Origin of the sequence: Arthrobacter sp. 754 (assembly GCF_040548695.1) — a bacterium.
GTDB lineage: Bacteria > Actinomycetota > Actinomycetes > Actinomycetales > Micrococcaceae > Arthrobacter.
In genome coordinates this window covers 65,412-78,891 of the sequence record NZ_JBEPSC010000002.1, presented here as the reverse complement: position 1 = coordinate 78,891, position 13,480 = coordinate 65,412, and the positions used below count along the sequence as shown (strand labels likewise).

12 protein-coding genes and 2 riboswitches are annotated in these 13,480 nt (G+C 66.0%); of the genes, 6 read left to right on the top strand and 6 right to left on the bottom strand.

Annotated elements, in window-relative coordinates:
* Positions 1-81: 81 nt before the first annotated feature.
* The 4 genes from ABIA70_RS05910 to ABIA70_RS05895 form a co-directional block, all read right to left on the bottom strand.
* On the bottom strand, positions 82-864 hold the full coding sequence (locus ABIA70_RS05910) for an NlpC/P60 family protein (protein WP_354146668.1): 783 nt from the start codon (positions 862-864) through the stop codon (positions 82-84).
* A 186-nt stretch (positions 865-1,050) separates the two neighbouring features.
* Entirely contained in the window at positions 1,051-1,731 is a 681-nt protein-coding gene (locus ABIA70_RS05905; protein ID WP_354147317.1) for a C40 family peptidase, read from the bottom strand.
* A 70-nt stretch (positions 1,732-1,801) separates the two neighbouring features.
* Positions 1,802-1,967, bottom strand: a riboswitch (cyclic di-AMP (ydaO/yuaA leader).
* Between the two features lie 144 nt (positions 1,968-2,111).
* Positions 2,112-2,936, bottom strand: a complete 825-nt coding sequence (locus ABIA70_RS05900) for a M23 family metallopeptidase (RefSeq protein ID WP_354146667.1) — start codon at positions 2,934-2,936, stop codon at positions 2,112-2,114.
* Positions 2,937-2,939: 3 nt separating this feature from the next.
* Positions 2,940-3,159, bottom strand: a riboswitch (cyclic di-AMP (ydaO/yuaA leader).
* Between the two features lie 194 nt (positions 3,160-3,353).
* Positions 3,354-4,049 carry an iron-dependent transcriptional repressor DtxR gene (locus tag ABIA70_RS05895; RefSeq protein WP_354146666.1) on the bottom strand — a complete coding sequence of 232 codons (696 nt, stop codon included), beginning with the start codon at positions 4,047-4,049 and terminating at the stop codon, positions 3,354-3,356.
* Between the two features lie 284 nt (positions 4,050-4,333).
* Here ABIA70_RS05895 and serC point away from each other — a divergent pair, with 284 nt between their 5' ends.
* On the top strand, positions 4,334-5,464 hold the full coding sequence (gene serC, locus ABIA70_RS05890; protein WP_354146665.1) for a phosphoserine transaminase: 1,131 nt from the start codon (positions 4,334-4,336) through the stop codon (positions 5,462-5,464).
* 63 nt (positions 5,465-5,527) lie between these two features.
* Here the strand turns inward: serC and ABIA70_RS05885 are convergent, their stop codons facing one another.
* Positions 5,528-6,070, bottom strand: a complete 543-nt coding sequence (locus ABIA70_RS05885; RefSeq protein ID WP_354146664.1) for a DUF3027 domain-containing protein — start codon at positions 6,068-6,070, stop codon at positions 5,528-5,530.
* A gap of 9 nt (positions 6,071-6,079) precedes the next feature.
* On the bottom strand, positions 6,080-6,463 hold the full coding sequence (locus ABIA70_RS05880) for a cold-shock protein (RefSeq protein WP_108597270.1): 384 nt from the start codon (positions 6,461-6,463) through the stop codon (positions 6,080-6,082).
* A gap of 243 nt (positions 6,464-6,706) precedes the next feature.
* Here ABIA70_RS05880 and ABIA70_RS05875 point away from each other — a divergent pair, with 243 nt between their 5' ends.
* The 5 genes from ABIA70_RS05875 to ABIA70_RS05855 all read left to right on the top strand — a co-directional run bounded on the left by ABIA70_RS05875 (position 6,707) and on the right by ABIA70_RS05855 (position 13,439).
* Positions 6,707-6,940: a hypothetical protein gene (locus tag ABIA70_RS05875; protein ID WP_354146663.1), complete on the top strand. Its 234-nt coding sequence runs from the start codon at positions 6,707-6,709 to the stop codon at positions 6,938-6,940.
* 10 nt (positions 6,941-6,950) lie between these two features.
* The gene (locus ABIA70_RS05870; RefSeq protein WP_354146662.1) at positions 6,951-9,437 is read left to right on the top strand and encodes a helicase-associated domain-containing protein; all 2,487 of its coding nucleotides are present in this window, start codon (positions 6,951-6,953) and stop codon (positions 9,435-9,437) included.
* A 13-nt stretch (positions 9,438-9,450) separates the two neighbouring features.
* Positions 9,451-11,097, top strand: a complete 1,647-nt coding sequence (locus ABIA70_RS05865) for a DNA repair helicase XPB (RefSeq protein WP_354146661.1) — start codon at positions 9,451-9,453, stop codon at positions 11,095-11,097.
* A 117-nt stretch (positions 11,098-11,214) separates the two neighbouring features.
* Positions 11,215-11,925, top strand: coding sequence for a response regulator transcription factor (locus ABIA70_RS05860; protein WP_354146660.1), 711 nt, complete (start codon positions 11,215-11,217; stop codon positions 11,923-11,925).
* Positions 11,926-11,927: 2 nt separating this feature from the next.
* Complete coding sequence (locus ABIA70_RS05855) at positions 11,928-13,439, top strand: sensor histidine kinase (protein WP_354146659.1); 1,512 nt, start codon at positions 11,928-11,930, stop codon at positions 13,437-13,439.
* Positions 13,440-13,480: the final 41 nt, after the last annotated feature.

The following is a 13,480-nucleotide window of genomic DNA, read 5'->3' as shown; positions in this document are numbered from 1 at the left end:
CCCTGGACCGCTGTCCGGGGGCCCGAAAACAGCAAAGGACCCCCGCCAGGTGGCAGGGGTCCTGTGAAGCTGAATCAGCTGCTAGGAAACACGGATGAAAACCGGTCCTGAGCCAACGTTGGCGCTGAAGACAACGGTCTGGTTGCCGTTGTAGCCGCCATGCACTGCCTGGCCGTTGCCGGCGTAGACAGCAATGTGGGCAACGCCCGCGCCGCCGTCGGCGTAGTAGATGAGGTCGCCCGGCTGTGCTTCGGCGGCACTCACGGTGCGGCCCAGGCCCAGGTAGCCGGCGGGCCAGTCGTGGAAGTTGATTCCCACGGCTGCCAGCGAGTTGGTCACCAGCATGGTGCAGTCCTGCATGACACCCAGCTGGGCGTAGGCAGCGGAGAGGATCGCCGCACCCTTGCCGCTGGCGGCAACCGGCGCCGGGGCGGCCGGGGCTGCAGCGGTGGTCACCTTCACAGCAGCGGCGCGAGCCGGGGCCGGAGCGGCAGCCGGGGCCGCAACCGGAGCTGCCTGCACCTCGGCTTCCGGCTCAGGTGCCTCAACCACGGGAGCCGGCGTTGTGGTGACTGCAGGCTTTTCGTAGGAAATGGCGATGGTCGACTCAGCCGAAATGACAGCGGGGGCGGAAACTTCAACCTCAAGGTTGGAAGCCGAGACCCCTTCATGCTGGACGTTGGTGTCAGCAGCGTTGGCTGCGATACCGCTGGTCAGGACCAGGCCGGAAGCAGCAGCGATAACCGCTGCCTGACGGCCCATGCCGCCGGCGTTGTCGCCGACAGCCTTGGCAATGACAGCCAGCGAGTTGGTCTTGGTGGTGACCTCGGCGCGGTGCCGTGCAGCAGTTGCACGAGTAGTCATTAATTTTCTCTCTTTCGATTTCCTCAGGACCGCGTGGGCAGGCCAGGGGCTTTGGACGCGCCGGCATCTTGGGGGTACGCCGGCACGTCCCGAACGGGGACTTAGCGAACAGGCTCAGCGGGCACAGTTCCTGCAGCGTGAAGCTGCAGGAACTGCTGCCCGGCAGGAACCGGGGGCGGTGGTTGGTTATCCGCCCATGGTGAAGAAGGAGGAGGTGCCCGTGGAGGCCGCTGAGTGAAGCAGCGTGCCCTGTGAGGGGTTCAGCGCGCTGATCATCATGCCGTTGCCGACGTAGATGCCAACGTGAGCGCCGCCGTTCTGCATCACCAGGTCACCGGGGACCGGTGTGGAGGTGGGCTTCATAGCCGTCCAGGCGTTCACCCGGGGAATGCTGATGCCGGCCTGGGCGTAGACCCACTGAGTGAAGCCGGAGCAGTCCCAGCCACTGGGAGTGGTGCCGCCCCAGACGTAGGGGTGGCCGATGCCGGTGTAGGCAATGGCAGCCAGACCGGATGCGGCCGCAGAGGAAACGGCGCCAGCGAGCTTGCCCGCAGCCTTCTCCGTTGCCTCAGCACCCGGCGCAGCGGCAGCCGTTTCGGTGGCGGTTGACAGCGCACGGACTCTTTCAATCTTCGGTGCCGCGGTGGTCTTGACCACCGGGCGCTCGAAGGAAACAGTGGCTGTGGGAGCGGCGGTGACGGCCAGTGCAGCCTGCGCTGATCCGGACTCGGTGGATGCGGACACGCCGGCGGATGAATCCGCAGCGTTGGCCGGAAGTCCCATGGTCAGGATCAGACCTGACGCGGCTGCGATGACAGCAGCCTGGCGACCTACGGTCCCGGCATTGGCACTGACAGCCTTGGACACTGAGCCCAAGGGGTTGGTGCGAACCGTTTGCGCGCGGTGACGCGCAGAATTATGGCGTGAAGACACGAAGGTAGCCTCTCCCAATGCCTGCGAGGTGAGCTGTCGGATTCGGATGGGAGTGCACCCGGCCGCGCTGCTTCCTGGGAAGCTTTGCGACTTAACCCCAAGGCCTTCAGAATCAAAGGCCAAAATTGGTTCCCCCGCCCCTGCCAGACGAATTCATGCGAACGGACCTTGAGCGGTGGCAGAGCTAGGCAATCCACTCAAGAACGTCAGCTTCGGAAAAGCTGGCGCGCTTTAGACGGTACAGGAGTTCTCAATCAATGTCACATTCAGGTCACGGCATGTCGCCTGAATCTGATAGTTGGCCATCATTTGAGTCAGAGCCAGCCGGTGGGGTCGACGACTTCGCCGTTGACCTGGACCTCGAAGTGGAGGTGGCAGCCGGTGGAGGCGCCGGTGGTGCCACTGAGGGCCACGACGTCGCCGCGGCTGACCGTCTGGCCCATGGTGACACTGGCGGACGAGAGGTGGTTGTACGTGGTTTCAAGGCCGTTGCCGTGATCCACTACGACGCGGTTGCCGCCGCCGTACTGGTGCCAGCCCACGAAAGTCACAGTGCCGCTGGCGGCGGCCAGGACAGCAGTTCCGCACTGGGCAACGAAGTCCTGGCCCCGGTGGAAGTCGCCGGAACCGCCGGTGATGGGGCTGACGCGGAAGCCGAACGGTGAGGCCGTGCTCAGCTGGGCCAGGGGCGCACCCAGGCTTCCCGCTGAGGCTGCGCGGGTGATGGATCCGGCGGACTGGGCGCTCAGCAGCTGCTTCAGCTTGCCGTCGGGATCGCCCTTCGTGACCACCGAGGAGCGGCTGAAATCAATCTGGGCACCGGCCGCGGCAGAGATTTCGGGCTGCGGAGCTGCGGAAACAGCTGACGCCTGCTGCCCCGGCTCCTGCTGGGCCATGACCGGGCTGGTGGCCGGGACGGTCACGGTGAGAACCAGTCCTGTCGCGGCAAGGGCGATGCCGGCCTTTTGGCCGATGCCGCTGGCCGCGGCGAATTCCGTAATTTGCCGGAACGGTCCACGGCGGCGGCGCGCTTCGCGCTGCGAGTCGCGCGGCCTGGCGGCGGTAAAAACTTCGGCCGTACGCGGCGCCGAAGCGGGGCCCGCAGCGCGACGGCGGCCCCTGGAGTATTCCGTGGTCAAAAATGTTCCTCTCTGGATAGCCTGCGAAGTTAGCTGTCGGATTCGGGTCAGAGAGATCAAAGACCCGGTCCGCCGTGACAAGCACTTTGGCGCAGAAATATCCCGTGAGGATGCTTCATTGGAAGAGGCTTGCTGCTGACGGACTTCACCCCAAGGCAGTCTTGCAACTGCCGGTTGTGGTTCCCCCGCCTCTGCCAGTTAGTGACTCGTGCACCTGATCCGCTGGCAGAGCTCGGCTCCGGATCAGGTAACGCTTTTGTATCGACGTTCCGTAAGAACTATAAATGATTAAGTTGGACAGTAACAATTCCGTTATCTTTGCAGAACGGCGCTCACTGCGCTATGAGGGCACGCAGAGGCCTGCACGGCTTGCCCGTTTGCCGGCGCCGGGAAGCCGGAGCCCCAAAGCCGGAGCGGTCAGCCGACCGAAACGAAGACGTGCGCGGCGACTTCAGGGGGCAGCTCAAGCGCCCCCTCGATACCGGGCACGCGCACGGAAATGTAGTCCCCTACGCGCTCCAGCGTGACCGAGGCCCCGGGCCGGATCCCGCCTTCATCCAACTGGATCAGCAGTTCCGGTTCCACCTGGATGGGCTCCGCAAGGCGGCTCACCAACACGTTTGAATCCGGGCCGTAGCCCTGCATTGCTTCAAGGAGATTAATCACACCGTCGTCAAGAAGTGAGGCCGGCGCTCCGCCCAGGGCGGCCAGCCCCGGGATGGGGTTGCCGTAAGGCGACTGCGTGGGGTGGTTCAGCAGTTCATAGATGCGGCGTTCAACCCGCTCACTCATCACATGCTCCCACCGGCACGCTTCATCGTGGACGTAGGCCCAGTCGAGGCCGATCACATCGGCGAGCAGGCGTTCTGCGAGGCGGTGCTTGCGCATGACTTCGGTGGCCCGCTTGCGCCCGGTCTCCGTCAGCTCCAGGTGACGGTCCCCCGAGACCACCACCAGCCCGTCACGTTCCATCCGGCCGATGGTCTGGGACACCGTGGGCCCCGAGTGGCGCAGCCGTTCGGCAATGCGGGCGCGAAGAGCAACGATGTTCTCTTCCTCAAGCTCCAAAATGGTCCGAAGATACATCTCCGTGGTATCAATCAGATCCGTCATCCAGCTCAGCTCCTCGAGCGCAGTACCTTGCGTTGTCCCACCGTATCGCGTCCGGCGCAGCGGCGAGGTCCGGTGAAAAGCTTAGCCTATTTTGAATTTGTCCGGATAATTCCGGGGCATCGTGCGGCACCGCCTTCCTGTCTCATTGACTGGACTATGACAGTGCCGGTTCGGCGCCAATTAGCCGGTTCAGGCAGAATATAGGTGGCCCTCGGTGCACTCACTGCCGGCCACCCACCGTCCTTCGGACATGAGTCATGTCAACGCCGAAATTTGGAGCCACTGTGAGCGAAACCAGCATCACTATTCCTGCCGACCTTCTGCCCAAGGACGGACGGTTCGGCGCAGGCCCCTCCAAGGTCAGGCCAGAACAGATCGAAGCGCTGTCGGCGGCATCGAAGACCATCCTGGGCACCTCACACCGCCAGCCGCCGGTCAAGAACCTCGTGGGGTCAGTCCGCGAGGGGCTGAGCCGCTTCTTCCGGGCTCCCGAGGGCTATGAGGTCGTCCTGGGCGTCGGTGGCTCCACCGCTTTCTGGGACATTGCCAGCTTCGGCCTGGTGGAGAAGAAGGCCCAGCACCTGTCCTTCGGCGAGTTCGGCTCCAAGTTCGCCTCCGCCACCAACAAGGCCCCTTTCCTGGAGGCCTCCTCCATCATCAAGTCCGACCCCGGAACCCGCCCGGCAGCACAGGCTGAAGCCGGCGTGGATGTCTACGCTTGGCCGCAGAACGAGACCTCCACGGGTGTGGCGGCTCCGGTCAAACGCGTCGAAGGCGCCGACGCCGGCTCGCTGGTCCTCGTTGACGCCACCTCTGCCGCCGGTGGCCTGGATGTAGACGTTGCAGAGGCCGATGTGTACTACTTCGCGCCGCAGAAGAACTTCGCTTCCGACGGCGGCCTGTGGCTGGGCCTGTTCTCCCCCGCTGCCCTGGAACGTGCAGCCAGGATCAAGGCCACGGACCGCTGGATCCCGGACTTCCTGGACCTGCAGACGGCCATCGACAACTCACGGCTGAACCAGACCTACAACACACCGTCCTTGTCCACGCTGGTGACCCTCGACTCGCAGGTGCAGTGGCTGAACGCCAACGGCGGCCTGGACTTCGCAGCGGCGCGCACCGCTGACTCGGCCGGCCGGATCTACAGCTGGGCCGAAGCGTCGGACTTCGCCACGCCCTTTGTGGCCAAGGCCGAGGAACGCTCCAACGTCATCGCCACCATCGACTTTGACGATTCCATCGATGCCGCAGCGATCGCCAAGGTGCTGCGCGCGAACGGTGTGGTGGACACAGAGCCCTACCGCAAGCTGGGCCGCAACCAGCTCCGGATTGCCACGTTCGTTGCCATCGAACCCGATGACGTTTCCGCGCTGCTGGCCAGCATCGACTTCGTGGTGGGCGAACTCCGCAAGTAGCGTAGGCGCCAGTTTCCGACGGCGTCGCCCGGGTTATGTTCCCGGTCGGCGCCGTCTGTCTGCTTAGTCAGCCTCACCGGCGGGGTCGTGGCTATCCGGCTCTTCGTTCTCCGGCTCGTCATCCCCGGCTTCTTCGTCCGGGTCAGCGGCGGGGGTGTGGTCAGCCTCCACAGCGGGAGACTCGCTCTCCTCCGCTTCCCGGGAATCCTCCGGACGGACACGCTCTGCCCACGGGACCCACTCCGGGGACAGGATGGAGTCCTCGGACGGCAGCAGGCCAAGCTCGCTGACCGTGACTACCTTGGACCGGGAGTTCCTGGTCAGCACCGCATACCACTGCCAGCCCTGGTAACCGGGCAGCTTTGATTCGAACAGGTGCGTGACCAGGCGGTCGCCTTCGCTCTTGGCTGCAATGTGCGCACCGATGTCCGACGGTGCCGTGATGCCTTCGATGGCGGAGCGCGCTACATCGACGGCGGCGGCGAGGAAGACGTCCGGTTTGCCGGTGCGCCACACGGGGACGCCGGCGCGGCGTTTGGCACCTGCCTGCTCAACGCGCGGGGAATCGGCTGCGGCCTGGTCCGGCTGTTCAGCTTCCGGGATCATCAACAGGGCCTAAACGTCCAGCTCGTCGGCAACCTTGCGAAGGGCAGCCGCGATGGCCTTGCCCTTGTTGCCTTCCGGGTACTTCCCGGCCGACAGCGTGCCGGAGAGGTTGTCGAGCACACTTACCAGGTCCTGGACCAAGGGGGCAAGATCCTTCGCGCTGGGCCGCTTGGCCTTGGCAATGGAGGGCGTCTTGTCCAGGACCCTCAGGCCCAGTGCCTGGGCGCCCTTACGGCCGTCGGCAACACCGAACTCAACCCGGGTGCCGGCTTTCAGCTCGGTGACACCTTCAGGCAGCGATGATTTGGGCAGGAATACTTCCTGGCCGTCCTCGCCCGCGAGGAATCCGAACCCTTTTTCCTTGTCATACCACTTGACCTTGCCGGTAGGCACGTAATCAACCTTCTTCGTTCTGCTTCTGACACGGCCGGAAGCCACCGCGTCCGCACTGATATGCGGGTTCAGGGTGTGACTGCCAGGGACCGTGTTGGTCTGTTCCTTCAAGGTTAGCCTGCCGGGCCCGGAATCCCGCTCTTGCGGTCCCCGTATCCTCCGAAGGCGCCAGGAGTGTCCGGCGGCGCCTCTGGCCTGCGGCTGCACCTGTCCGGGGTTGCCCGGCCTGTTAGCGTTACGTGCATGACTCCCTCCCGTTACCGGCGGCCCCTGATGATCTGCGCAGCGGTTGTTGCCATGATTTCCCTCGTGGCAGTGGGAGCGGTGATGGCGCTGGCCTTCGCGGGCGCGGCTGCACCGGTCTGGGTCACGTCCATCGCGCTCTACGGTTTGCCGGTGGCCTTCCTGCTGATGCTTTTCCTCGTGCTGGACAGCGTGGCCGGCAGGCGCCGGGCAGGAAAGTCCGGCGGGCGGTAACGTTGGACTGATGTCCCTTATTCGCGCGCTCAGCGAGGAACTGCAGGCACGCAGCGACGAATCGTTGCGGGCCCTCTTTGCAGCGCGGCCGGATCTTTTGTCGCCCCCGGTGCCGGATTTTCCCGCACTGGCGGCGCGGGCCAGTGCCCGGGCCAGCGTCCAGCGTGCTTTGGAACGCCTGAACCGGCCCCAGATGCAGGTTCTGGAAACGCTGCACCTGTGCACGAACACGGACACCGAACACAGCGCGAGCGCCGCGACGGTCCGGAAACTCATTGCCGGGTCCACCCTCGCCGCGGTGGAACGCATACTGGCATCACTGCAGGAGCTCGCCCTGGTCCACCGCTCCGCCCCTCCCCACGGAACGGTTGCGGGAAACCGGCAGCGCTTCTACCTCCCGGTGGGATGCCTCAAAGACGTCGTGGGCATCTATCCTGCGGGGCTGGGGCGCAGCTATACCGAACTGGTCCGGCTCCAACCTGCGTTTGCGCAGCGGGCAGTCCAGATTGTCGGCGAGCTTCACCGCAGCGGGGTCGCCATCCAGGAGGCCACCACACCGATGGAGGCAGCCCTTTCCCTGCAGCACTGGACGTCCTCGCCCGAGGCCTTCAGGGAGTCTTTGGCCGGAGCCCCGGAGCGCACGACGGCGCTGCTCGCCAAATTCGGCAACTGGGCCATGGGTGCCGTCCCCCAGGCGCAACGGAAAGCATCAGTCGCCAAACAGGGCCACGACGTCGGGCCTGTGGACTGGCTCCTGGCCAGGGGGCTTCTGGTCCCGCTGGACGCCGCGCACGTGGAACTGCCGCACAGCGTGGGCCTGTCCCTGCGTGGCGGCGCGGTGATCACCGATTTCAGCCTGTCGCCGCCGGTTCCGAAGCTTGGCAGCACCACGGCCGCGTTGCGGCGGAATGCAGCCTTGGGCGCCATCGCCGAAACCCTGCGCCTGGTGGGCGAACTCCTATACGCCGTCAAGGAACAGCCGCTGGCCACCCTGCGAAGCGGCGGAGTTGGAGTCCGCGAAATGAGGCGCCTGGCCGAGGCACTCCGCATCGACCAGCACCTCGCAGGTTTGCTGCTGGAGCTCAGTGCCCTCTCCGGCCTGGTGCGGCTGGATGTGGACTCCTCGGCCTGGGTGCAGCCCCCGCAGCTGGAATGGCTGCCCCTCCCCCGGCAGGAGCAATGGCTGTGGCTCGTCAACGCCTGGCTCGCGAGCGAGCGGGTGCCCTCGCTGGTGGGTCAGCCGGTCAACGGGCCAGGTGCCGGATCCACACATCGGCCCATGGCCGGGAACACCGTCAATGCCCTCTCTGCCGAGGCGCAGCGGCCGGACGCCCCGCTGGTGCGCAAGCGGATCCTGGAAATCCTGAACGAGCTGACGGAGGAAGCAGCTGCCGCGGACGGCACTGCGCCGGTCCTGGACGCCGCGGCGGTGCTGCAGCGGGCCGAATGGGCGCAGCCGCGGATGTCCCGTCGGTTCAGCTCCATGATCAGGGGGGTACTGGCCGAAGCGGAGTTGCTGGGCCTCATCGGTTCCGGTGCACTGAGCCAACTCGGCAGCGCCATCGCGGTGGACAGCCCGGACGATGCCCTCGCCATCCTGGGTGAGCACCTCCCCGCCGCCCTGAACCATGTCCTGCTCCAGGCGGACCTTACCGCGGTAGCACCCGGCTATCTGGCGCCGGAACTGAGCGAGAAACTCCTGCTGATGGCCGACGCGGAAGGGCAGGGGCCTGCCACTATCTACCGGTTCTCCGCGACCTCGATCCGGCGGGCCCTGGACGCCGGCCATGACGCTTCCTCCTTGCTGGATTTCCTGAGTGAACACTCAGCCACCGCTGTGCCGCAGCCGCTCGCTTACCTGGTGGAGGACACGGCATCCCGGCACGGCCGGCTCCGGGTGGGAGCCGCCGCCAGTTTCATCCAGAGCGACGACGAAGCCACCGTTCTGGAGCTGGCGGCCGAATCAAAGGCTGCCGGGCTATCCCTCTCGCGGATCGCGCCCACCGTGCTCATCTCCGCTGCCCCGCCGCGGCAGACTGCCCAGGTCCTCCGCGGGCTTGGCCTCTCACCCTCGGTGGAGGAATCCGAGCCTTCAGTGATCCGGCTGCGCCGCGGTAACGGCACCGCCCCCGGCAGCGTCCGCCCCGTCTACACGGCGCCGCGGACCGCCCCGGCCGAGGCCGACGTCGACGCGCAGCTGGCGGTCCTGCGGCAAATACGGCCCGGCACAGCCGGAGGCCCGAACGGTACCGGGCCGGGCTCAGGCGAGGCCGCTACCCAGCTGGGGCTGGAGACCCTCCAACGGGCCATCCGGCTCAGGCAGCCGGTCAGCATGAACGTAGTGGACAGCACCGGGAATGCCAGCCTTGAGACCGTTGTTCCGCTTTCTGTAAGCGGCGGACGGGTCAGGGTATTCGATCCCGCCAAGGACACCGAGCGGGTACTCTCGATCCACCGCATCATCGATATCGAGGGCGCAGAGGACCTGCGCCCGTGAAGGAATGCCCCGCGTGAACGACGGCCCGTTGATCGTCCAAAGTGACAAAACCATCCTGCTCGAAGTGGACCACGAACTCGCCACCGAGGCACGCCACGCCATTGCCCCTTTCGCGGAGCTTGAACGCGCCCCGGAGCACATGCACAGTTACCGGCTGACTCCCCTGGGCCTGTGGAACGCGCGCGCCGCCGGCCTGGACGCCGAGAGAGTCCTGGACACGCTGCTCAAATACTCCCGGTTCCCGGTGCCGCATTCGCTGCTGATCGACGTCGAAGAAACCATGTCCAGGTACGGCCGGCTGCGGCTTGAACAGGACGCCCAGCACGGCCTGGTCATGCGCACGGACGATTACCCGGTGCTGGAAGAAGTCATCCGTGCCAAGAAGATCCAGCCGCTGCTTGGCCCCCGGATCAATGGCGAAACGGTTGTGGTCCATTCCTCCCAGCGCGGCCAGCTCAAACAGCAGCTCCTGAAGATCGGCTGGCCCGCCGAGGACCTGGCCGGCTATGTCGACGGCACCCCGCACCTGATCGCCCTGCAGGAGGAGGGCTGGAAGCTTCGGCCCTACCAGCAGCTTGCGGCCGACAACTTCCGCGCGGGCGGCAGCGGTGTGGTGGTGCTGCCCTGCGGCGCGGGAAAAACCATCGTCGGCGCGGCGGCCATGGCTGCCAGTTCCACCACCACCCTGATCCTGGTCACCAACACCGTGGCGGCCCGGCAGTGGAAGGATGAGCTGCTCAAGCGCACCTCCCTCACTGAGGATGAAATCGGCGAGTATTCCGGCTCCGTCAAGGAGGTGCGGCCGGTGACCATCGCCACCTACCAGGTCCTCACCACCAGGCGCGGCGGACTGTACACGCACCTGGAACTAGTGGACGGCCACGACTGGGGCCTGATCATCTACGACGAGGTCCACCTCCTGCCGGCGCCGATCTTCCGGATGACCGCCGACCTCCAGGCCCGCCGCCGCCTGGGCCTCACGGCAACCCTGGTCCGTGAGGACGGCCGCGAGGGCGAGGTCTTCAGCCTCATCGGGCCCAAACGCTACGATGCACCCTGGAAGGACATCGAATCCCAGGGCTACATTGCCCCGGCGGACTGCGTTGAGGTCCGCATCGACCTTCCGCGGGACGAGCGTGTTGCCTACGCCATGGCCGAGGACGCGGACAAGTACCGCCTCTGCTCCACGTCGGAGTCCAAGACGCTGATCGTTGAACAGCTCGTGGCCGAGCACCAGGGCGAGCAGCTGCTGGTGATCGGACAGTACATCGACCAGCTGGATGAAATCGGTGAGCGCCTCAATGCCCCCGTCATCAAGGGCGATACCCCGGTCAAGGAACGCCAGAGGCTGTTCGACGCCTTCCGCGCCGGCGAGGTCCAGACCCTGGTGGTGTCCAAGGTGGCCAACTTCTCCATCGACCTGCCCGAAGCCTCGGTGGCCATCCAGGTGTCCGGCTCGTTCGGGTCCCGGCAGGAGGAGGCCCAGCGGTTGGGCAGGCTGCTGCGCCCGAAAAAGGACGGCCGCTCGGCCCGGTTCTACTCACTGGTGGCCCGGGACACCCTGGACCAGGATTTCGCGGCCAAGCGGCAGCGTTTCCTGGCCGAACAGGGGTACGCCTACCGGATCATGGATGCCAAGGACGTCGGCCAGCCGGGCTAAGCCTGCACGCGGCGCTGCCGGCCGTCCCCGCAGCAGCCGGTGACGGCAATCCCAATCCTCATGGAACACCCACCATCCATCCAGAAAACTCACAGATTCTGGGAGCATGATGGGAACATGAAGAAGAACGGGCCCGAAGCCAAGCTGCTGGTTGTTGATGACGAACCGAACATCCGCGAACTGCTGTCAACATCGCTGCGCTTCGCCGGCTTCGAGGTGGTATCTGCCGGGAACGGCCGTGACGCCCTGGCCGCTGCCGAGCTCCACGCGCCCGATCTCGCGGTGCTGGACGTCATGCTGCCGGACATGGACGGCTTCACCGTCACCCGCAAGCTCCGGGCCTCGGGCAAGCATTTCCCGGTGCTGTTCCTGACGGCCAAGGACGATACCGAGGACAAGGTCACGGGCCTGACCGTGGGCGGGGATGACTACGTCACCAAGCCCTTCAGCCTGGACGAGGTGGTGGCCCGGATCCGCGCAGTCCTGCGCCGTACCCAGCCGCTCCTTGACGACGACGCCGTCATCCGTGTGGATGACCTCGAGCTCGACGACGACGCCCACGAAGTGCGCCGCGGCGGCACGGTGATCGAACTGTCGCCGACAGAATTCAAGCTGCTCCGGTACCTGATGCTGAACCCCAACCGGGTGCTCTCCAAGTCTCAGATCCTGGACCACGTCTGGGAGTACAACTTCAATGGCGACGCCTCGATTGTGGAGTCCTACATCTCCTACCTCCGGCGCAAGGTGGACATCGATCCTGATGCCCCGGCCCTGATCCAGACCAAACGCGGCGTGGGCTACGTACTCCGGACGGCAGAGAAGCGCTGACCTTGCTGCAGCGGTGGAAATCGGCCTCCCTGAGGTCCCAACTGGTGGCCATGATCATGGCCTTGCTCATTGTCGCCCTGACCGTCACCGGAGCGGGCACCCTGACTCTGCTGCACAGTTACCTCCAGGGCCAGGTGGACGACAAACTCAACGCCGCCGTCGACCTCGCCAGCAAGCAGCGGTCGTTTACGCCGCTGCAGGGCAACCCGATGGTCCCCACCGACTACTCCCTGATCCTCTACACGCCCGGTGAGGACCCGCAGCTGTTCGGCGGTGACCCGGACTACCACCCGGACATCAGCACCATCTCCGTCGAGGAAGCGCAGCAGCGGGAGGCCCGCCCGTACCAGGTGAGGGGCAATGACGGCCAGAACTGGCGGGTGGTTGCCGTGACCGTCCTGAACGGCGGACGTCCCGCCGTCGTGGTAATCGGGTTGCCATTGCAAAGCGTGGACGATGTCCTCAAGCACGCCACCCTGGTGGTCTGCGGCGTTGGCCTGATCACGCTCCTGCTGGCCTCCCTGATCGCCAGCTGGACCGTGTCCCGGGCCTTCCGGCCGCTGGCCCGGGTGGAGAAGACCGCGGCGGCCATCGCGGCCGGGGACCTCTCCCGGCGTGTGGACGTCGACAATCCCGGCACGGAGCTGGGCCGGCTCGGCAGCTCGCTGAACGCCATGCTGGCGCACATCGAGACTGCCTTTGCGGCCCGGACCGCCTCCGAGGGCAGGATGCGCCGGTTCGCTGCCGACGCTTCGCACGAACTCCGGACACCGCTGGTGACCATCAGGGGGTTCTCCGAGCTCTACCGCCACGGTGCACTGACCACCGACGACGACGTTGCCACCGCGATGGGCCGGATCGAGAGCGAAGCCAAGCGCATGGGTTCCATGGTGGAAGACCTGCTGCTGCTGGCACGGTTGGACGAGCAGCGCCCCCTGCAGCAAAAGCCGATCGACCTGCAGCTGATTGCCCACGACGCCCTGGTGGACACCCAGGCCAGTGACCGCGACCGTCCCGTTGCCTTGGTAGGGCTCGACGGCGGCCCGGCCGCTCCGGCGCCGGTGCTGGGTGACGAGGCAAAACTGCGCCAGGTGGTAGGGAACCTGGTGGGTAACGCCCTGCGCTATACGCCGGAAGGTAGCCCGATCGAACTTGCCGTCGGCGTCCGGGCGTCCGCCAGCGGACAGCCGCAGTCCGTCATTGAAGTCCGGGACCACGGACCTGGCATCTCCGAGGAGGATGCGGCCAAAGTCTTCGAGCGCTTTTACCGGGCGGACACCTCCCGGACCCGTGAAACCGGCGGCAGCGGCCTCGGGCTCGCTATTGTCGCTGCGATCGTGGGATCCCACGGCGGTTCGGTCAGGGTGGAACAGACCGACGGCGGCGGAGCCACCCTGGTGGTCAGCCTGCCTGTCCGGGACGAAGCCCCGGCGGACGACGGCGGAACGGCCAACGGCAGAGCGGGGCACGGCGGTGCGGGTGAGGCCAGCGACGGCAGGGTTATCCACATATAGCGATGCAGCGTGGCAGGCCTGCAGTTCCCCTCCGTAGGCTC